2 protein-coding genes are annotated in these 23,618 nt (G+C 59.1%); both read left to right on the top strand.

Annotated elements, in window-relative coordinates:
* Window positions 1-191: 191 nt before the first annotated feature.
* Window positions 192-18,935: a beta strand repeat-containing protein gene (locus tag VSP_RS25210; protein WP_081452710.1), complete on the top strand. Its 18,744-nt coding sequence runs from the start codon at window positions 192-194 to the stop codon at window positions 18,933-18,935.
* A gap of 93 nt (window positions 18,936-19,028) precedes the next feature.
* Window positions 19,029-23,615, top strand: a complete 4,587-nt coding sequence (gene vccA, locus VSP_RS25205; RefSeq protein WP_198141227.1) for a Verru_Chthon cassette protein A — start codon at window positions 19,029-19,031, stop codon at window positions 23,613-23,615.
* The last annotated feature ends 3 nt before the right edge of the window (window positions 23,616-23,618 follow it).

Genomic DNA, 23,618 nt, shown 5'->3' with positions numbered 1-23,618 from the left:
CTGCAAGCAACCCGTTGTAAGCAAAAGCTTTAGCAAGCTTAGCGCGATTGTGCAACCGCTCGCTGTAGTATGGTTGATGTAAATACAAACCATCAGCTAATGGATCGGAGTCTGGCACACAGCATAGGATAATCCCGACTCGAATAAATCGGGTCAGCCTCCGACGCTTCTTCCCATCCATTAGAGTCACCATGAATTGCCGACGTTCATACAATGTAACTCCATTCTCGAAGCCCGGCTTCTTCGTGATGCTTAAGGCTGCTGCGATCTGGGCTGGCATGGTGCTGGTCGACATGGACAACTGCTCAAGGGCCGCAGAGGGCACCTGGACCCAGACCGGAGATGGATCTTGGGGGGTGTCTGGCAACTGGAGCGGCAGCGTCCCCGGAGGAGCGGCGGGGGACGTGGCAAAAGTGATAGCCAACATCGGTGGCAACAGAACGATTACACTGGATGTGCCGGTCACCTTGGGGCAATTGCAATTGGGTGACACGAACAACTCCAACTACTATGTGCTCGGAGTTCGAGGAGGTGCCAATGCCCTCACGTTTGACAACATGGGTGCCTGGGCAGTCATCGACCACAGGACTGGATCAGGCATCAGCCCGAACAATTCTGACCGGATCGACGCGGATGTGGTGCTTCAGGATTCTCTGACAATTCTTGCCAACCGGAGCCTGGAGCTACGGGGGACATGGACGGGAAACGGAAATGATGTCACGGTGGATTTCGGGAGCAATGACAGTGGAGCTCTCGTGAACTTCAACCGTACGGGCACGCCCACCCAGGTGGTGGCCGGCATCGGCACCCTGAGGGTTGTGGGTGACGGCGAGGTCAGGATTTCAGGTTCAGGAAATGTACTGGGTGCCAACCTGCTGGTGGTGGGTGACGGTTCGATTTCCAGCGGGCTGCGGGTGCGCCCGATTTTCCGCTTTGAACGGACGGACACGACTCAGACAGCGGGCATTCAATTGAATGCGGGACACCTCATCTTTACAACCAATGCAGGGGCCACTCCCCAGGTGTTTTCAGGGGATCTGGAAATCGTGACCGGCAGCTCCAACATTCTGCAGCTGGGCAATGCAGGCAACGACCGGATATCAAGGATCACGGGAGCCTTGCTGGGGGGCGGCCTGGTGACGAAGCTGGACACCGGCCGGTTGCAACTGCAGGGGCATGGCAGCGGATTTGATGGCGAACTGCGCATTGCCCGGGGCACGAACAACGACAATGCGAATGCTTCCGTGCTGTTGTCCGGGGCCAATGGGACCCTCAATGGCGCGGGCACGATCATCAGTACGGAGCGTGATGGTTCTTTGTGGATTGATGACCGTGGCAGCGCCAATACTGACCGACTTTCTGACGATGGCGAAATACGTCTTGGAGGGTTGGGGCTGAATCACCGCTCCCAACTGAGGTACTACGGCAATGCCTCTGGCTCCACTGAGACCATGGGAACTCTGGTGTTCACTTATGGGGCGGCAGGTTTCGGTACAGCGGAGTCCGCAGGTGGGGTGAATGTCCTTCTCGACGGTGTGGAAATCCAACAGAACGCCGCAGCCCAGTTTACAGTTTATGGTTCCAACCAGTCGTTTGGCACCACGGCCGGGGCCTTGGTGGCAAACACGGTTACCATGCGGCTCAACAATGCGCCAACGGCTGGAACAGGGGCTGGTCAAGTTTCCCATGGCGTGATGGTAGGGGCCTTTGGAGGGGCGGAGCGCTATCAGATGGGGTTGATCAATGCCGGGCGGGAAGACGAATATCCCTGGGTGGCGAGAGATTTGATGATGGTGGATGCCACTTCACAGCCGGGGCAGCTGTTTCTGCGCCCAATGACGGCGTCAGATTACAACAACAAGACTGTCAGTTCCCCCACTCACGCGTTCACTGAGGACATGGCGCTGCATGCTGGCAACGTGCTGGCATCTGACAACGTGCGGCTGACGGGTGGCTTTGGTTTGGACACAATCACTGCGGCCAGCCAGACCCGTTGGGATTCGGTTTATCGGGTCACGGAAGATCTCACATTCAACTCTCTGGTTTTCGCGCAAGACTACACGACTGGGGTGAGCAATCCTGCGGATCTGACGGCCAACGATCAAGACGGCAACCGGGTCCTCTTCGAACTTGCGCCCAACACCACGGTGAACCTTACGTCGGGGATGATCGTCTTCGGGGCAACCGGAGACTACAACAGCAACAGCGGCAACTTGAACATCCAGCAGTTTATACGTGGTGGCACGATAGACGCTGGCACCTCAGACTTCTACCTGCATCACAGTGCTGTCTGGCTTCGCTCGTCCAACAACACGTTGTCGAGCAGCTATACAGAGGGATTCATTGACTCTGTGTTGGCAGGTAGTGGTGATCTCATCAAAACTGGGGCTGGCACCATCTATCTCCAGGCTGCCAATACGTACACTGGCGCAACCATCGTGCACCAGGGCACTCTGGTGCTGCGAGATCCTCTCGCCATCCAGAACAGCACGGGGGTGCTGGTGGATGGACTTGGGAACTTTGGACTTTCTGGTGGCATTCATGTCAGCGGGCAGAAGCAGATCACCGTGGGGTTGCTCAGCTCTTCCGTTTCCGCATTGCAAAGCTACTCCGGGCACAACACGTGGGATGGGGACTTCGTGGTGAACAACGTGGATTCTGCCGGTCTGGCGTCCCTTCACTCCGCGCGAATTGCCGCGTCATCAGACACGACGCTTACCATGTATGGTGACATTTATGGAGATCCCAGCGGGATATCCTCCGACACAAACATCACGGATCCGCAACTCATCTCCACTTACAATTCGGGCAACGGTATTCTGAATTTGAAGGGTGTCTTCAAAGACACGGCGGCGGGAGCGGTGGCCGGTGCCGTTGGCAGCTCGAACGAAAATACCGTGACCCGGTTTCAGATTGGGGGAGCGGAGGATCTGAATGTGAACATTTACCAGCAATGGGAGGCCCAGGGCAGGATCTACCTGGAGAGGGGCTACATGCGGCTGATGTCCGGGATCACGGGTGACTTTTGGACAGCGGGAATCACCCCCAGCTCGTCCAGCGGGTTTGCGGGTCTGCAGATGGGCGGAAGCGGATCCACGGGTGGCAGCAACCTGGCGCTGATGCTGACCACGGCCGGGCAGGTCTTCAACCTCGACAGCTGGGGTGTGGGTGGGGATAGCACCAATCAGACGGGCAACTCCATGCTGGGGGGCGAGAACGAAACGGGCACGGTGACTTTTGGAAGGGGGACAGGATCGATCACCCTGAACAACCGTTCTACTCCCGGTGACCCGGCTGGCGGTTCGGGTGCGTCGGTGATCCAGACTTATAACCGGGACCTTCGCATCTATGCCAACGCAGGGGGCAATGTGGATATTGCGGCACGGGTGAACGACGGTGGCAGCATGGTGAACTCCACCATCAGCAAAATCGGACGTGGCAGTGCGCGCCTTTTGGGCAGCACCGCAGGTGCTTCCACGGTGGAAGGGCTGAATGTGATGGATGGACGGCTGGTGTTGGACTACTCCGCCAACAACAACAACCGGGTGACAAACACGAATGCACTGACGAGCATGGAGGTGCTGAATGGTGGGTCAGGTTATGCGGTGGGTAACGTCATTACCGTTGCAGGCGGCGGTGGGGCGAGTTTCCGTGCGCGTGTCAGCAGTGTGGACGGTACCGGAGCCATCACGGGCATCATCATCGAAAATCAGGGCCAGGGTTTCACGGGGGATCCAACATCCATTGCCGTTGCCCAAGGCAGTGCCAGCACGGCAACTGGCACTGGGGCCCAGCTGCTGGCTGTGCGTGGCACGCCATTGCAAATGGGCGGGGGTGTTCTGGAAATGGTGGGCAATGGGGCTGCGGCGACGGTGCAGGACATTGCAGGGTTGCGGTTGCTGGCAGGGGCTTCGGAGATTGTGATAACGTCCCAGGCTGGACAGTCGGCCACGTTGAACCTCGGCTCTGTCGGTAATGGCACCATGTCCGTATCACGGGTGCAGCGCCATCGTGGCGGTGTGCTCAACTTTGTCCTGGCGGGGGCTGGCTCAGCCTCCATCAGCCTGAGTGGGAACAATGTGTCATCCGGATTCCTGGGTGCCTGGGCCACGTACGGCGAAGGCTCCGGCGAGGCGACGAGCTGGGCGGCGCTGAATGGGACTCTTGTGGAAGCCTTTACCGATTATGTGGCTAACGTGCTTGCCACGGGCAATCACACCGATGTGACCACCGATCTGCTTTTGGGGGGTGATGCCAGCACCAGCACGCTTCGCTTCAATGACGGTCTGCAGCGGGCTCTTGATCTGGGTGGGCACCTTTTGACGATGGAGCAGGGGGGCATTCTAGTCACGTCCTCGCAGAGTGGTGATGTGGATCTCTCCAACGGCACCCTCACGAGTGCATGGGAAAATGACGCGGGGGGGAATGACCTGGTGATCCACCAGTATGGTGGCGGTGTCTTCAAGGTGGGCGCACAGATCGTTGATGATGCAGTGAATGGGCGGGCAGTGACGCTGGTTACCGCGGGTTCCGGGATCATTGACCTCTCGGGCAACAGCCTTGGCAACACCTATACTGGCGGGACGGTGCTTAACCGCTCAACTGTAGTCATCAGCCAGGAGAACCAGTTGGGTGCTGCGCCAGCCGCCGTGAGCGCTGACAACCTTTGGTTTCACGGGGGCACGCTGCGGAGTATGGAAAATGTGACGCTGTCTGCCAACAGGGGAATCCTGATCGGTGGCGGTGGTGCCACCTTCGAAGTAGATGCCGGCAAGGCACTCCGGATTGACGGGGTGCTGGCGTCTGAAACCAATGTGGTGGCTGGCTACTCGGCGAGTCACATGTGGGGTGACATCACCAAGACTGGCGGCGGGACGCTGGAACTGTTCAACGGCAACGCCAACAACACGTTCGCGGGCCACCTTGATGTTCAAGAGGGGATCGTTGCGGTGCTGAGCAACGCCGATGATGTTTTGGGCACGAACCGCAATTATCTGGACGGGACGACCATCCGGAGTGGAGGGGTGCTCCTTTTAAATGCCCCGGCCAACGATCAAATCAGCCGTGAATGGCTCGTCATGGATGGTGGCACCCTGCGGGTGGACCTGAGCGGGGGGAACTGGCAGTACAGTCTGGGTGGCATGGTCACATTTAATCAGGACTCCACCATTGAGGTGGCATCCGGGGACACCCTTTACATGAACCGGTTTGGCGGGACGATGGAAGGGGCGGGCAGCCTGATCAAGACGGGCAGAGGATCAGTGCAGCTCATGGAAAACAGCGTGGACTTCACCGGCCAGATTGTGGTGCTGGAAGGCTCCATTTGGAACCGCTCTCTGGCTGATGGGTATGGCACGCTGGACGGCACCCCTGGCAGCAAGGGCCAGGCGATCCTGCTCGGCAATGACGGTGTGGTGACCTCGGTGAACAACGGCGAGGTCAACATCGGATTCAGCGTGAACAACGGCGGCTCGAACGGGTCCTTTTTGGGGACGTCGAGCAGCGTTGGTTCCTCGTCCAACGCTGCGGCGGTGGATGCCTTCAGCCAGGACTATTATATCAACAACGACATCATTGTCCGTCTGGAGGGGGCTGGGAGCACGTCCAACCAGAACAAGCGGCTCCGCATCTACGGGCATACCTACAATGGCCAGACTTACAAGATCAACGGGGATATTTACCTCAATGATGACCTCCTGATTGCCCCGAACCAGAGTGATTCCGAAACCCTGACGATGGGTGAGCGGGCCCACATCGAGCTCAATGGCGATTTGTACGGCGACCGGAACCTCCAGCTCTATGTGGAGCAAAACGGGAACGTCACGGACCCGGACAACTCCTTCTATGCCCTCTACAAACTGAGCGGGGACAACTCCGCCTATACGGGGAAATTGATCGTGGGAGGCAATAGTGACGCCCACGTGCGGGTCTATGCGAGGCCGCTCTCTGCTGAGGCGTTGCCGTCTTTGATCGATCTTGAAACCAATGGCTATCTGGACCTGCGCCTGGCCATGCCCGGAACGGGATCGAAAACCATCACGCTGGCTGATCTGGACACTGAAACGGGCATCACCACTGGACGCATCATCGTGGACATGAGTGATACGGGTGCCGAGTTCAATCTTGTGGCGTACAACCTGACCAACCAGAACTACGACAGTGTGCTGACGGACCTCAACATTGCGGCAGCACCCGCTTATGACGACCAGGATCCCACGACTGCGATCAACGCGGCGGCTGGTGTGACCAACCTGATCAAGGACGGTCCCGGCTATCTCCGGATCAACAATGCGTCAAACAGCTATTCCGGATACACCCTTGTACGGGGGGGAACGTTGCTGCTGGAGCACAACCAGGCCATGGGCGTCTTCAATGCGAGCGACCTTTCGACGCAGACTTTTGTCAATGTGGACCCGGAGACGCTGACGCCCATACCCGGAGCGACGGGGTCTATTGATCTGCGCGGCAGAGATTTTCGCCCATCAGACGCGCTCACTGAAATCTTTCACATCAGCGGCATGGGGGACCGTGGGCTGGGGGCACTGCGCAACACCACGGGCACTTCCAATGTGGGACACATTATTGTTTATGGCGACGCGTCTATTGGCGGGTCGTCCACGGGAACGATGACTCGGCACACCAGTGGGAGCAACGAGGTTGCGGCTATTCTGGACATGGGCGGGGCGGGGAACAGCCTTTCCAAGATTGGGGCGAACGAGTGGCGGTTTCACAATGTGGACATCCGAAATCGGACGGGAGCCACGCTCAACATCTACGAAGGCGAGGTAAAGTTTGAAAACAATGGAGCACTCGGTGGCGGGGGGCTGATTGACGGCACGACGTATGGCAACAACCTGGACGGGTTGACCATAAATGTGGTCTACAATCGCAAACCTTATGACGGGCTGGATCCTGCCAACGGCACGCGCACGTATGATCCGCTCAATCCTCCGTCAATCCACACTGGAACTACGGGGAATGCCGTCATCGATTCTCGTCTGTCGTTTGGTACCTATTGGGGGAATCATGCGGCCAACACCAAAGTGACGGACTTCTTCGACAACTTCACTGTGAATCTGAACAACGGCACCTGGCAGCGTGAGGGCCATGGCGAAACCGGGCGGACGTTTGATCAGATTTTTGGCACTGGAGTGGTGATCAACCTCACAGGGGGGGGCATCGGGCGGGATGCCGCGGGGAACGGAAACCTCTTTGACATGCAAGGCGGAGCCTCGGGCTACAACAGCACGCTGGGTGTGTTTGATCACCCGGGCATCACGGAAATCCAGGGTGTCTTTGACAACACCAGCAGCGGCAACAACGGCACAGGCTTCACCGTGAGGGGGAGCCGGGAGCTCCGGCTGACCGGGGATTCGGTGGCGTTTGACGGCGACATTCTGATCAAACAGAGCACGGGCCGCTGGATCACGAACAGCTTTGACCGGGCGAATGGGGGGCAGGCTGCATCGCAGTACACCAACATGTCCCTCGCCGGGGCAAATGGAAGCATGCGAAATGCGGGCTCCATCACGCTGACGCGGTGGGGTTCCCTCGCCCTGTTGAACGGGGACGCGAACAACGACGACCGGCTCAATGACGGGGGTTTCATGAACCTGCGCAACGGCTATCTCCTGCTGAACACCCATGCCACGGAGACCAACCGTGAAAACCTCGGGCATGTGGTCGCTGACATCGGTACAAACTACCTTTACGTGGACACCACAGCGGGAGGCAAGTTCGACGGGTCGTTCCAGACCTTCACGCGGAACAATGGTGGGGTGCTCAAGATCTACGCGACGGATCCGGCCGACACCTTCGGCGGTGGGGCGGGAGACGATGTCCGTATCAAGGTGGAGGACACGACGGGGCTGGTGACGGTGGGTTCTGGCGCGGCGGGGACTTCCACCACGAATGTGGTGGTGGGCGTCTTTGGGACGGTGATCCCCACGCTGCAAACCCCGACCATCTCCAGCCACACGCGGCCGCTGGCTTCGGTTCAAGGATCCTACATGATGAGCGGGGGCGGCACAGGTCTGATGACGCTGGACAACGGCTACCTGCGCCCTCTGACGGCGGCTGAATTCAGCACCACGCCGGACGCGGGGAGCAACTGGATGGTCAACCGCTACATTTCCCCCACAGGCGGGAACTACTCTGACCGGAACAACTACGCGGATCGCAATGTGACGGCGGATACAGTGATCAACTCGCTGTCTATCAGCTTTGATGCGGCGGCCTCGGGCCAGGCCCTTGCCACGTCTGCCAAAGACACCGTGATCATTGACGGTGCCGCAACGCTCAAGATCGACTCCGGCATCATCAACATCATCAGCTTCGCAGAGGCCAACAGCGCCAATCTGGAAGCCGTGATCCGGGGCGGTACCCTTGACATGAACGGAGGTGCCGCGATCATCAACTCCAATACTCTCTGGCACGATCTGGACCGGGATACACCCAACTGGTATGAGCTGATGACGGGCAACAGCTCATTCATCCGGTCAAACATCACGAATGTGACGGACCTGGTCAAGACCGGGCGGGACAACCTGTACCTGGACACGTGGAACGACTTCACGGGGAACATCTCTGTTAGCGAACAGTCCAGCCTGGTCGTGCGTCACGGTGGAGCGTTGGGTTTGGGCGCTGCGGGCAGGGAAGTCCTGGTCGGCGGCGGTGCAGCCTTCCTGCTGGAATACGGCACGAACATCTCCGGGATTGACTTGCGGGTGACCAATACATTCCAGGGCTCGGCCACCGTTCTGCGAAACGAGGGGTCCACCCATAGCAGCTGGGGCGGCGATGTGATCCTTGACGTGGCGGATGCCGCTGGCTCCTCGGAGGGGCAGAGCTACACCATCACCGCACGGAACAACGGTACGTTGACCCTGTACGGGAACGTTTATACCGACAACAATGACCGGTTCTCGGACAGTGACGCGTTTGTGGATCCTCCGCTGGTCACAACCAACATTGGTGAATCCTACACGCTGAACCTTCGTGGGCAGTTCCGGGATGTGAAGACGGGCAATCTGGGGACGGACCCCGCCAATGCCGCAGTGACTTCGATCTACCGCACGGGGGATTCTGAAACACGGCTCGACGCCAATCACTCCCTCCGCTTCCAGATGACGGGACATGATGAGGGGAATGTGAATGTGTACCAGCAGTGGGATGCGACGGGGCGGCTTGATCTCAATCGTGGTTATTTCCGCATCATGTATGATCCGGCCCAGGGCGGCTTTCTCACGGAAGGCGCCAACGCCCTGATCCAGGGCAATGACTACTGGACCCGCGCCGCCCTGGGTGTGGACAGCTCCACCAATACCGGGACCTACCACTCCCACCTGATGCTCACGAAGGCTGGGCAGGTGTTCAACTGGGCAAACATCCTGTATGTGTACAATAACAATCGGGACGGCACTCTGAGCATCGGTGGCGAACAGGAGTCTGGAAAAGTCTATATTGGCTCCGCCGACGGGGCCAACTACCAGATTGTCTTTGAGAACCAGGGTGGCGACCGGGATCTGCGGTTCACGCAGGTGCGCGGGGGGGAGCTCGTCATCAACGCCCGACTGTTGGACAATGGCAGCAGTGTGAATGCCATTGCCACTGTGTCCGGACCCGGGACGGTGACCTTCAATGCCAATGGAGCCGGGGCATCCACCGTGGAGCGGTGGAACTTCACAGGGGGGGAGGCGGTCTGGCAGGGCCAGGTTTCAGACGGCGGTCTGCTGGGGGACAATCGGTTCGCGGTGTCAACGGCGCAGGCGTTGTTTGGCGGGGGGGATCTGACCCTCAATGGTGACACGGCAGCCGTGGCCCGGACGCAAAACATGACGGGCAATGTCTGGGTGCTGAACGGGGGCTCCATGGTACGTGTGAACAGCGGGGCAGGCTCGACCACGAACCTGAACCTGGGGGCGGCAGCGGCCACGCTCACCAAGCGGGCGGGCGGCACCATGGCCTTTGTGGAAGAAGGCGCTGGCTCGTCCAACATTACCCTGCAGGCCACCGGAGTGACCGGAAGCGGGATCATGTCCTGGGCTGTCTATGGCAACTCTGCGACGGGGATCACTGACTTTGCCAGCAATGGCACTGGTGGTGCGATTGAGGCCTACAGTGGATACACGAGCGGCACAGTGGAGGGTGACTACACCCCCTCCGCCAACATGGACGTCGCTGGTGATGTGGCCTTCACGGGCGCGGCCAATGCGAACACGCTCCGGCTGGCTGCTCCAGTGAACCTCTCGCTGGACGGGCAAAGCATGACCCTGGCAGGCGGGGCGATTCTGGTCACCAGCGGGAACACTGGCTTCAACTCGATTTCCGGGGGCACCCTGACGAGCGCGTTTGATGCGGATCTGGCGGAGGCCGGCACAAGCCGCGACCTGATGATTCACAACTGGGGAACAGGTGGCAAGCTGACCATTGGCGCGACCATCACCAATGACGGTGCCAACAAGGTGAACCTGGTGCACGGCGGCACGGGGACGATGGTGCTGACCGCGGACAACACCTACACCGGAGACACATATCTGAACGGAGGTGTGCTTGAGATCTCCAGCGATGGCCAACTTGGGGATGTCAACGGGGGTGTGGCCCAGTTGATCCGCGTGAACGTGGGGGGGAGCAATGGCACCGCGAACGGTTCGCTCACCTTTTTTGGGGGTGGGGGTGGCAGCGGAGCTGCGGGCACTTTCACGGCCAATTCATCGAACCAAGTCACCGGGGTTTCGGTCACGAGCGGAGGCAGCGGTTACACCAGTGGTTTGTATGTAAATGCGAAGGCCGACGGCACCGGTTCGGCCGGGATCTGGGCGATCCTGGATTCAGGCAACCTGCACTTTGATGGAGGCACGTTGAAGGTGACCAATGACATCAACCTGAACGGGGCCAGGACGATCTTCCTGGGGGCGAACGGGGGCACGTTGGAAGTGGCGGCGGGGTCCACCCTTACGATCAATGGTTACATCACCAGTGAGTTCAGCCACATCAACGGGACGAACGGTTATACGGCCAATCACCTGGGATTGAGTGACCAGCCTGCCAGCGACAGAAATCCAGACATAGGCGACCTGGTGATCAACGGTGGCGGCACCGTTGTGCTCACCGGAGCACCAGACGGCACGGTGCGCGCCAACGTGTACAACAGCTACGGTGGCATCACCTGGATCAATGATGGCACGCTCTGGCTGGCTTCCGCAGGCAGCACGGGAAGTGGAATCCTGGGCACCCACCGGTCCTGGGTGGACAGCACCGTCATTGGTGCCGAAGGGACGCTCATGCTCAATATGACGTCTGACTCCACCATTTACGAATGGTTCACGGTGCGGGGCGACGGTTACCAGGGCAATGGTACCTTCCGCACGGCGGGAACGGTGCGCACCTACAACCTGGCGGGACAGATCAGCCTGGAAAGTGATGCTGTGTTCAATCTCAAGAACGGTTCGCACATCAACCTCAACAATGGTGGCGGGGACACGTTTGGCTCTGGTGACATCATCAAGATTGGCACCGGGGAGTTTCGCTTCTACGGCAACATGCCGGAGTGGACTGGGAACTACGTCTCGTCCGGCGGCAACACCCGCCTCTACGGCGCGGCGAGCTTGCAAGGTGCCCAGGGCATGACCCTGGAGAGAAACACTTACTTTGGCTACGGAGCTGGAAGCACGAGTGTGGACGAATTCCGTGATCGCCTGGGTGACAACATGGCCATCACGACTGACGGTTATGTGAAACTGCGTATGGAGGCAGGTGCCGGCATCTTCTCTGGCAAGGAGAAGGTCGGGACCTTGACCGTGGCTGGCGGTCAGGTGGGCATTGAGTTTGACCTTGGCGCGGACCTGTTTGGCGGGGCGCCCCGGCTGCAGGGCGATACGGCGGGCTGGCACTTTACCGAGATCGTTCGTCAGGCTGGAGCGTCAGTGCATCTGAGGAATTTTGATGCAGGGACCAGTTTTGCCGACGGGTCTTTTAACCCGGCAACTGGTGCCAATCAGGCGGTGGTCCAAGTGGACATTGCACCCCTGCTGTATGGGTCTGGAGATGGAAGCAATGGCAACCGCGCCATTGCGGTTGGCTTCTTTGGCGGCACCCGGCCCGCATGGATCGGCGTGGATGGGGCGGCCCAGCGCTACAATGAGGAGTACACCAGCAACAGGCTGGTGACAGTGGATACCAATGAGCAAGGCGAGAAATTCCTCCGCCCGCTCTACGATTCTGAATATCGTGAAGTGTCCAATCCTGATACGGCCCAGACCTCAACCATCGCGCTCGATGCCCAAGGACTGACCGCCGACCAGAACTTGAAAATTGTCGGGGTCACCACGGACTCTTCCATCGGGGTGGGACAGCTTACGGACCGCCGCAATTCCTTCCTGACCATCGGTGCGACGCCGGTGGAGGTGAATTCCCTGACGTTCGCCTCCGAAACCTTCGCGGACGGCTCTGCATCGGGACGAGGAAACTTCACGGCCATCTACATGGATGCAGACGGGGAGTTGAAGATCAACTCCGGCGTCATCCAGTTGTCCAACACCGGGGTGCAGAACTTCAACGGTGCCGCTTGGGCCGACCGGAATCTGGACATCCGCAGTGCGATCAACGGCGGCTCTGTGAACTTCAACGGACAGGAGGCGCATTTTTCCGTCGGAGGTCTGTGGGCCCATTACAACAGCTCGGATTCGCTCAATGCGTACCGCGGCTCTGACGGGGACAACAACTACCTCTTCATGAACTCCAGCATCCGCAATGCCAACGGCCTCACCAAGACCGGGCAGGCATCGCTGATTCTTGCGGCACGCAACTACTATACCGGCACGACTTCCGTCAACCAGGGGGCGCTGTACGCGAGGCATGACAACGCTCTGGGATTTAGCGACCGTGTGGTGATCTCTGGGAGCGGCACCCTTGTCATTGGGTTCGGGGCGCGCGTGGCGGACACAGACCTTTACATTGGCAAGATCAGTGGAAACAACACGGCCCTCCAGATCGAGAACAATTCATTTTGGGCCGGAGATGTGATTCTCGACAACGTGGATTCTGCCGGTGCTGCCGGATACGGTCGTAATTTCACCCCGCGCATCTTCAACAACACGACGGGCACGGGCACGATTCAGGGGAACATCTATGGCGGTCCGACCGCGATTGCCACAGGGCCAGGGTTGACGGACTCCCGGATGTTCAGCACTTACACCGGAGCGGCGGGTCTGTTTGACCTTCGTGGACGGATCAGTGACACGGTGAGCGGCTCCATTGGCGGACCCATAACGGAGTTGAACCAAAGTCAGCTTCTGCGCATGGAAGTGGTTGCCACCACCAACGAGGCCTCGGTGCAGCTTTGGCAGTCTTATGACACGGCGGGCCGCATCCGTTTGTTGCAGGGCGGGTTGTTCTACCAGGGCACCGGAGATTTCTACACGGCCGCAGCGGCTGCCTCGGCCAACTCGAATCCGCTTAACCCCATGGTGGGGCTGCAGATGGGCGGGCGTTCTGTGATGTCGGGCGATGGGGAGACTGCCGGAGACAATCTCGGCTTCTTCCTGGTCAATGCGGGCAGCAACTTCAATCTGAAGTCGTGGGAGGTGGGTGTCGAAACCTATGATCCGCTCAACCTGACGGGCAATGACAACTACGGCAGGGGGAACACCACTGGGAACAGCACTATGGGCGGGCTCAATCTCGAAGGTGAGGTCGTGTTCGGCACCGGCGAGGGCACCGTGACCCTGACCCAGTCCACGCGGCAGACCAGTGCGTATGACCGTGATCTGCGTCTGCTCGCAGTCAACGGCGGGACGGCCACCTTTAATGTCTCATTTGTGGATGGCGGGAGCAATGTTAACTCCTCGATCACGAAGATCGGAGGCGGTGTGGTCAATCTCGCCGGATCAAGCGCTGGTGCCGGGTCAGTGGAGTCTGTCCACGTCATGGGCGGCATTCTGAATTTGACCAACTACGGTGAGCACAACAACCGCCGAGTGGGGGCGGGAGCCGGTCTGCTGCTCGCGGGCGGCACGCTGGTGATGGATGCGAGCGGCGCCTCCTTCACGGAGAACTTTGGCGGACTGGCGGTCCGCCAGGGTGGGAGCGGCCTGGTGGCCGCCGGGAATGGTGCTGGAAACTTTGGCACTCTGCTGATTGGCGGGGCGTCCATCGACCGGAGCAACAACGGCACGCTGCACTTCCAGTCCATCGGGGGAGGCGTAATCCAGTTCACGAACGGTGGGATGGCATCCATCACCCGGCTTGGCTCCTATGCCACCTTCGGGGCGAATGCTTCAGCAACCCCCTATGCCAGTGCCTGGGCGGCGACAGATGCCAGCGGCCAGGTCATCGCGTACACCCACGCCCCCGGAGAAGTGGACCAGTTCGGAGCGGGGCTGAACACTGACGTGACGACCGATCATGAGCTCAGTGGTGCGACGGAAGCTGCCTCGTTGCGGTTCAACACGAACACCGGGAGCATCACGACGGACGGCGGGGTGCACACTCTGTCCCTGTCCGACGGGGGCATCCTCTTCACAAGCGACTACGGCACTGGGGCAGCGTTCGACAGCAATGTCTCGCTGACAACGGCGGCGGCAGCCACGGATCTTGTCATCCACAATTTTGCCACCGGCATGGTGAATTTTAATGCCGGCATCACCGGGGCGCAGAATGTGATTTTCTCTGGGGCGGGCACGCTGACCCTGGGAGGGACGAACAACTACACGGGCGCGACGCACATCAACGGTAACTCCATCGTGGCATTCGACAGCGTGGCCCGGTTTGGCGCGACCTCGGAGTTCTACCTCAATGGCGGGACCCTGCGGTACACCGGCTCCGGGACAAGCACGGCCATCACCCAGCACATCACGCTGGGGGGTGGGAACGGGATTATCGATGTCAGCGACGCGGGAGGCCGTCTCATTTTCCGCGGATCTGCCATCAACCAGTTCTCCTCTGAGACGAACAACGTCATCTCCAGCTACGGCGCAAACAATCCCAACAACGGCGGGCTCGTCATTGTGGGCGCAGGAACGGTGCAGTTTGGCGACCGGTCCATGAGTGCCATCACCTCGGATGACTTTCTGGGCATCCGCAACAACTATACAGGGCTGACTGTATTGGGTGACGGGGTCAATGCCCTGCGTGTGGACATCCAGGGGCAGCCCAATGATGGCAACTACGACGCGACAGTCTTTGGTGCCAACGAGTCCTGGGCGGATGCCACGGTCATTCGTAACAATGTGACGATGGAGTTCTCTTCGCGCCGGGGAGATGGAGCCCGTGACGGTCAGGTCCGCTTCCTTGAGTGGTTCCAGATTGGTGAAAAGGAAGGGGACCAGATCACCTTTGACGGCACCACTCAACGTCAGCCCACTTTTGACGGGGTGTTGAACGTTGTCGGGGACCTGACCTTCATCGCGCGAGGCAACCTGTATGCAGACGCCGGTGGCACCGGGAATTCCGAATTCCTCATCAACCCCAACCAGGGTGGCATTTATGGGACGGGCAACATCATCAAAAAAGGGGACGGCAACCTGCGCTTCTATACGGGGCTGCACGAGTGGTCCGGCGATCTCGATGTGCAGGACGGCTACCTGGGTCTCCAGATGAACGGTGGGGCGTTGTTCCATCCGGGAGGCAAGGTGTATTTTGGGGATGTTGCAGGCATGGAAACCTCGGCGATTCAGTTGCGCATCGAAAACCGGTTCGTCGGCAACAGTACCACCAGTATTGACGGGGCGGACATTGATCTGACGTTCAACCGGGACATCATCGTCCGGGATGACCTGCGCCAGATGGTCACGATCGGGGCCGGCTATCTGCCCCAAAGCTCGACGATATCGTTTATGAACTCCATCCACCTGGGTTCCGACTCGAACAATGTCGTGCGCTTCTATTACGAGGACACGACGAACCTCGATCCCGCACTCGTGGGGCACAACCAGCACGCGGTCTTCGACATCACTGGAAGTCTTTCTGGAAACAACAGCCTCCTGGTTGAGCCCAATGAAGGAAACAACGCCAACGACGACCATGACATCTTCTTTACGATCTGGCTGCGCGGGGACAACTCCCAGTGGACAGGCAGTTTGTTGATTGGCAATGACAACGGCCCGGTGGTGGACTTCGACGACACAGCAGTTGTCCGGCTTGGCCATGAGAATGCGATCGGGCAGCAGACCATCACGTTGCGGAACAACAGCTTCCTGCAACTCGCAGGCATGGACCGTACCTTTACCCAGGACATCCTCTATTCCGGCACCAATCCGTGGTCCTCAAAGGTTCAAAATGCGTCTGAGACTGAGATGGCGGTGACGTTTGAGACGAACAAAACAGGGGTTGACTTCCAAGACGTGGGGGTGGGCCTCAGTGACGGGGTTGCGGCCACGCGATTTGGTGGGGGGAGTGCGCGACTTAACGTTGTGAAGCAGGGGACGGGGATCACCGTCTTTGGTTTCAGCACTGGCGGCGGTGCCGACATCGACGGATTCAGTGACTACACTGGCACCACCACGGTCGCTGAGGGGATTCTGACGTCTGGGTCCAACAATTCTTTTTCACCCTACTCACGATTCCACGTTCAGAGCGGAGCGGAGCTGAGCTTCTACTTTGACCAGGCTGAAATCGGCTTTGACAGCACCATCGGCTCGCTGGTGGGCGGACCGGGTGCTTTGGTGGATATTGACGGGGGCGGCACCATGCAGGTGGGCGGAGATGATACGCACGATGCCGACTACTCGGGCGAGATTACGGGCATCGGAAATCTCTACAAAGTTGGGACGGGTACCCAGCGGATCTCAGGAGCCAATACCTTCTACGCTTCCAATCTGGCGGTCATCAGTGGCACGTTGGTGTTTGGGTCCAATGAATCTCTGGGCGTGTCGGACACCATCCAGTTGGGCGGAGTGCAACTACTGACGGTGAATCCCATTGATGCGCGCGTGGAACTGCTTCTGGACGGCACGGCGGATGCCGTGACCCAGGGCGTGATGATGAACAACTTTGACGGCAATGATGAGGGGATAACCCTCATTGGTACCCGTGCGACCTCCGGCAGCTATGGCTTTGCGGAGACGAGTTATGTGTACGGTTACGGCAATTTCTTTGCAGTGGCAGAAGGGGCTTCTACCTTTAGTTTCGGCGGGTCGGTTGGGAACAATGGCTCTGACGAGTGGGCCACTTCGATCACAAAAGTGGGTGCAGGTCGCGTGGAGCTGAGAAACTACAACAGTTATGGGAACTACCAGGCCGCGGGCGTAGCCATTGATGGTGGCACGATAGTCCGCCACGGCACCCTGGCCTTGTACAACTCCGATTCCCTGGGAACCACTGTGGTGGAGATGGGAGACAAGGTGACGCCGCTGGCGTCAGGTGCTTACTTGGCCACGACCGGTTCATTGCTGACCACGGACAAGGGCGGCGAGTTCGACGCAACAAGCAATGGTGCCGGCGGGGCTGGCAATGGTGCCTTCATCAACGTGAAGGCTGAGGTGGACGGGGTTGCTGTCACCGGCGCTGACATTGGGAAACGCATTCTTGTGAAGGACGAGGGGCGCAATCCAGAGAGGAACGGTGTGTATGTGGTAACTAGCGTGGATCCTGCAACGGGTCTGATGAGTCTGGTGCGGGCCGCCGACTTCGATGAAAGCGGCGAGATGAACTACGGCACGAGCATCACCGTCGCGGCGGGAGTCACCCAGGCGGGCGGGGCATACTTCATGGCGGCCAAAGATGTGGCCCAGGTCAATGGAGTGGATACGGACCCTGTGTACTGGGAAAAAGAGTTGCAGAATCCCGAAATCGCTCTGCTAACCTCTGTGGACGGCATTGCCATCTACAATGCGGTGGACATCAACGGTACCAATGGCACCGGGAGAATTTCGATTGGCGGCGATCACACGGTCGGTGGCAGCACCTTCTTTGGGGACATCACTTTCCAGGATGCAGATGGCGTGGCGACTTCGCGTGAGCTCTCGCTGACTTCAGCCTCTGACGAAGAGAATTTGGATGGGGGCGTGGGAGTCGTATTTCGGGGTGCCATCACCGAGGCGGTCATTGATGACATCCTGAGCATCCGTAAAACTGGTGAGGGAACGGTGACGCTCGCCAGCAGCCTGAATACGTACTCCGGTAAGACCACCGTTGAAGAGGGCACTCTGGCAATGCTGGAAGAGGGCACAGTGGGGAATTCACAGTGGATCGAAGTGCACCAAGGGGCGACGTTTGACACCTCGCAAGTGACGGGTGGCATCTACGTTTACGACCATGTCATCAGCGGAAACGGCACCCTGCGCCCCGATGCAGGAAATACGCTGCAAATTGGCACCGATGGCGGAGCGGGCATGCTCCGGCCGGGCATGTCCAGTGATCCCGCTGATCCCGCCAAGGCCGGGAACCTGATCGGAACCCTCACCGTGGACGGAAATTTGACGCTTTCAGGGGACTCGGGTGGTGCAGTCCGCTTGGTGCTTCAGTTGGGGGCCGGGGCGGCGGACTACAACGATGCTGCGGCATTTAGCGAGCACCTCGGTGCGGGCGATTTCAACACCTGGCTGACCAGTGCAGATCGGGGTGCCTTCTATGATGGCCTGACGGCAGGAAACCATGACCGCCTTGTAGTCAACGGGGAGTTCTCCATTGACGCTGGTGGCTACATTGTTGTGGACAACGCGGACTCCGGGTTCAATCCGCAATTCGGCGATGTGTTTAATCTCATCGACTGGGCCGACCTCTATCAGAATGATTTCGACTTTGGTGGCGATCTCCGACTGGGAGGCGCGCTGGGGGATCTCTCCCTGCCAACCCTGTCCGGTGGTCTTTTCTATGACACCACCCTGCTGGAGAGCCACGGCGTGCTGATGGTGGTGCCAGAGCCGGGGCGGTCTCTTCTGCTGCTGGCGGCGTCAGCCTTCCTTCTGCTCCGCCGTCGGCGGCGCATGCATGACTAGTTTTCATGGGGGTTCCGTGTCCTCACGCGTGGCCCCATGTTACCAACCAACAACCCATCGATGGAGAGTCGTTTCATGAACTCACCCCGCCCTTTGTCAAAATCCTCCCACCGCCGCCCGCGAGGCATGGCCCTCATCGTGGTGATCAGCGTGCTCACGCTGGCAACCGTGCTTCTTCTGGCTCTGCTCTCCACCACGCAGACGGAGCTCAAGTCCACGGTGGCGTTTGCCGACGGGTCGGCCGCCCGCATCAATGCCGACTCTGCGGTCAACATCGTCATGGGTCAGATCCGGAAGGCGACAGAGCAGCGGTCGGACGTGACAGGTCGGGAGATTTGGACCTCCCAGCCTGGCATGGTGAGACAATACCGTGAAACAGGGGTGCTTTTGGGTGGCCACAAGCTTTACTCGGACCGGACGATGACTGCTACCTCGGAGAGCGCGATTGCCGCTGACCTTCCGGCCTGGAACTGGGACACTCTGCCGGACAACTATGTGGACCTGAACGAACCAGTGGCAAGGCTGGACCCCGCCAACCCGGCGGCGGGACCCCGGTGGTTTTTTCCGATCATTGACCCCCGCGCCTACTCCACTGATCCACAAAATTCGGTGGAGGGCTTTTCATACACCACCAGCACGAACGGCGTAGCTGGAGGGACCTCGCTGGCTGGTGTGGTGCTGCCCTCTGGTGGAGGGGCTTCGGACGGGCAACGGGTGCCCATGCCTGTGGAGTGGCTTTACATGTTGAAGGACGGAACTCTGGGATACTTGAGTAATAACGGGAAATTTGTCGGGGCGGGCGGCGTGAAGGCCTCGATTGACAACCCTATTGTGTCGCGGGTGGCATTCTGGGCGGATGACGAGTCCTGCAAAATCAACATCAACACCGCTGGCGAGGGAACCGCGTGGGATACTCCCCGTCTGTTTCACGACCGCGACGGTGACTGGGCTCGCTTCCAGCCCATGGCATACGAATACCAGCGCTATCCCGGTCACCCCGCCACGGTGTGTATGAGCACGGTGTTGTTTCCAGGAAAGGATATGAATGTCCGCAAGGACGAGGACGAGGATGCGTTCAACAAGATCCGGGACTGCAAGGAGAAAATATATGAATTAATGCCGAAGATCCTGCCCGGCGGCTCTCGTTCAGGATCGGTGCTGGTCCCTGCTGGCAGGGCGTTCTCGCCGACTGATTTTGCCGAGGTGCAGAATGCGCTGGGAGAGCGCCTGTTTGCCAGCGTGGACGAATTTTTGCTGCGCTCCAAGACTGGTTCAGGCGGCACTCGTGACGAGATAGACCTGGCAACTGCCGGGGTGTGGTCTGGCGTCTCCCGCCCGGACCTGATGCAGCGGCTGCGTCCGTTTCTCACGCCGCACAGTCGATCACCTGAAACCAATCCTTTTGGGCTGCCCAAGATTTCCATGTGGCCGGAGCACCGGATGAACACGAGCGACTACCGGACGGTCTTTGACAAGACGATCGCCTACTGTTCAACGCTCGCTGGGCGGGACTATTTTTTCACGAGGCAGGACAGCACGAGCCAGAATGAAATTACCGGCATTGCCCGGAACAAACAGCTGTTCGACTACCTGATGGCCCTGACGGCGCAGCCCATCCCCGGATTCAGCCCATCCACTTCCGCGACCTTTGAAGCGAAGTACGGAGACAATCGGCAACAGATTCTTGTGGAGATCTTCGATTACATCCGCAGCACGAACCTCTACGATGACGCCATCGCTGAGAAGAGTGTGGGTTTGACCCCCTCCATAGCCGGTCTGCCGGATAATCGTTTGACGGCCTACTCGGCCGCCGGAGGGCTGAAGAGCAAGACTTTCACGCCCATCCGGAATGCGGACGGTAACAGCTTTGCCGGACATGGGCAGGTGACGCCAACCGTACTGCCCAAGGGCAAGGACGAAGTGTACCGTGGCATGGGCCGGTTCCTGACCATTTCAGAGGTTGGCCTGAACTTCATCGCCTGTGCCCAGGGCACAGACACCGCAGGCGGGGTGTCGGCTGCGCGCATCACTCCTACGACACCACCACCTGCGGCGAACTACACCCCACCAACCTGGCGGGGCGGCGAGTGGGGGAATTTCGACTTCTGGTACTCCAACTTTCCACCGCTATCCGCCACCAATCAGGACCCCGCGAACGGCTTCTACAAGAACAAGTACCCCACCCAGCATGAACTGGAGGGCAAGAAGGGCGATGAAGCCCTCCATCCTGGCTACAATCCCCTTAACTGGAACTGGACCCTGGACAAGGACGCGCCCCTGGCTTCGGGGATGAAGCGGGTGCAGGCGACCTTTCTTCTGGAGTGGTTCTGCCCTGCCACCGGCTGGACTCTGATCAACCCCGACATTCAGATTGAGGTGGATGCCAGTTCTCTGATGGTGGGCAACCAGAAAATGTTTCCTGTAAACGGGGGCAAGACAGTGATCCGGCCCTTCAAGCACATGAGCAACGCCTGGGGCATTTACCAGCGGGGAGGGACCATTTCCTACCGGGCCTTTCTCCAGGAGCGAAAGCTTCCTGCCGTGGCAGCAGGGGTGAACGGGAACACCAAGGGGAGCATCTTGTTTCCTGATACCAATATTCCTGCCAATGACACGGACAAGCCGCCCTATACGCCCGGCAAGGTGGACTACAGCTACTACTCCAGCCGATCCGACATCCTGAAGGATTGCAACCAGTACAACCTCGTTAGCGACTTCTTTGATGTGCCGGTGGACGATCCGGCCACTCCGGCCACCGAAGATGGGAAAATACCCTTTTCAGGTGGCGCGGTAACGGTGAAAATCATGACCAACACCTCTCCGGCGAAGGTGCTGCAAACGTTCAACTTTGATTTCCCCTCCGCCGATTTCCTCGCTCCAAAACTCGTCACCCGGAATGAGGATACACGCTTCGGTAAAAACTGGGACGATACTTACTGGGTCAACCAGCCGGTGCCGGCACCTTATTGGTGGTCCTATCACAGTGACGGGGCGCTGGGACGTGACCAGAGCGGGAGAATCACCTCTACTGCGGCCTATCCCCGCACCCGCATGGGTGGGCGATTCCGCTACATCGGCAATGAGATTGGCAGTTACGGTGAAACGCAAGCCACGGGCACGTATAACCGGGGAAATCTGGTGACGTGGGACGACACGTTCCAGTCGCTGGTGCTGCGTCATGGGGACCCTCGCTTGACGATGGGACAGTTTGTGGTGCCGTCGGGAGAATTCGAACAGCATCGCTTCTACGGCGATCCAGCCCGGCGTATGGCGCACAACATTGTGCTTGCCCATTGGAGTGATGGACCAGGGCTGGACCGCGGCGAGGACAAGTTGGGTGCACGTCTGGTGCGCAATGCAGACTACTTCTTCAGTTTCGTGCCGGATCATCCCTATTCACCCGGCACTGCAGCGGGACTGCAACGGTACGGCGACTTTGACCGGGGTATATCCAATCAGACGGATGGGGCCTACATCAACAAACCCGACGAGGGCAATACGCTTGGCAAGGTCAACTCCACAACCCAGGAACAGTCTGTTCCTTATTTCACGGAAGCTTGGGCGACGTGGATGGGGGGGGCTACCTACTTCTCCCCGAACCGTCAGGTGCCATCACCGGGTATGTTTGGCTCTCTGCCTACAGGGGTCCATGCCTCCGGTGCCGCACCGGCGGGGCGGAAGCGTGAGCCATGGCGGACGCTGCTTTTTCGTCCCCAAACGTGGAGCACGGCGCTCAACCAGCAGGCGCATCCGGGGGCTCCGAAATTCATCAAGGGTTACGGTGGCAACTTCAACAATCAGGGAGTCGATCCACCCGACTACCTGTTCATGGATTTCTTCTGGATGCCGGTTGTTGAGCCCTATGCGATCAGCGAGCCGGGCTCGACCATGGGTAAAATCAATCTCAATTACCAGATGGCACCCTTTCAGCACATTCATCGGTCCACTGCATTGCATGGGGTTATGAAGAGTGAGGTGCTCACGGCGGTGGCTCATGCGGATGCGAACTACTACCTGCGTCGCCCGCGGGCGGCACCCACTGGGAAGGGTGAGAGCTGGTTTGCGAAGGAACACGTGGACAATGTGTACGACATTCGCGGCAAGCAGGTGAATGTGGGCCGTTTGTTCTGGCACCGCAAGGTGGACACAGAGGCGACATTGAAACTCTTCGATGAACGGTTCCGCTCGGGATTCGCCTTCATCTCCCCAGCACAGATCTGCGAAATGCATCTGCTCCCAAAACGTATGGACCCAAGCGACGTGCGGGTGCCTGAGCCGTGGCCTGACAACTTCAAGGACCTGCTCAAGGTGGGTGCGCCGAACGGAATCACGAAATTCTGGGAAGATCACGCAATCACGGCGGAGAACCTGAAGGAGCGGCCCTATACCAACATGTATCCCCGGCTGACGACACGCTCCAACACCTTCCAGGTCCACGTGCGCAGCCAGGTTGTCCGCAAGGCGCGTTCCACGGATCCAGAGACCTTCGACTCCACCAAGGACTCCGTGACGGCGGAGTACAGAGGATCTGCAGTAGTGGAACGTTACCTGGATCTGAATCAGCCACAGCTTGCCGCGGGCTCCACGCTCGACTACGCGGGCGCCAATCCCTTGAGTAAACCGACGCTTGATTCCTTGCACCGCTTCCGTGTGATTGCCCAGAAGCGATTCGACCCCTGATAA

It is taken from the genome of Verrucomicrobium spinosum DSM 4136 = JCM 18804 (assembly GCF_000172155.1).
GTDB classification, from domain to species: domain Bacteria; phylum Verrucomicrobiota; class Verrucomicrobiia; order Verrucomicrobiales; family Verrucomicrobiaceae; genus Verrucomicrobium; species Verrucomicrobium spinosum.
The sequence above is the reverse complement of the archived record's forward strand: the minus strand, read 5'-3'. Positions and strand labels throughout refer to the sequence as shown.

Excerpts from the sequence above, each read along its gene's own strand:
- VSP_RS25210 (WP_081452710.1), top strand. The coding sequence starts at position 192 with ATGAATTGCCGACGTTCATACAATGTAACTCCATTCTCGAAGCCCGGC.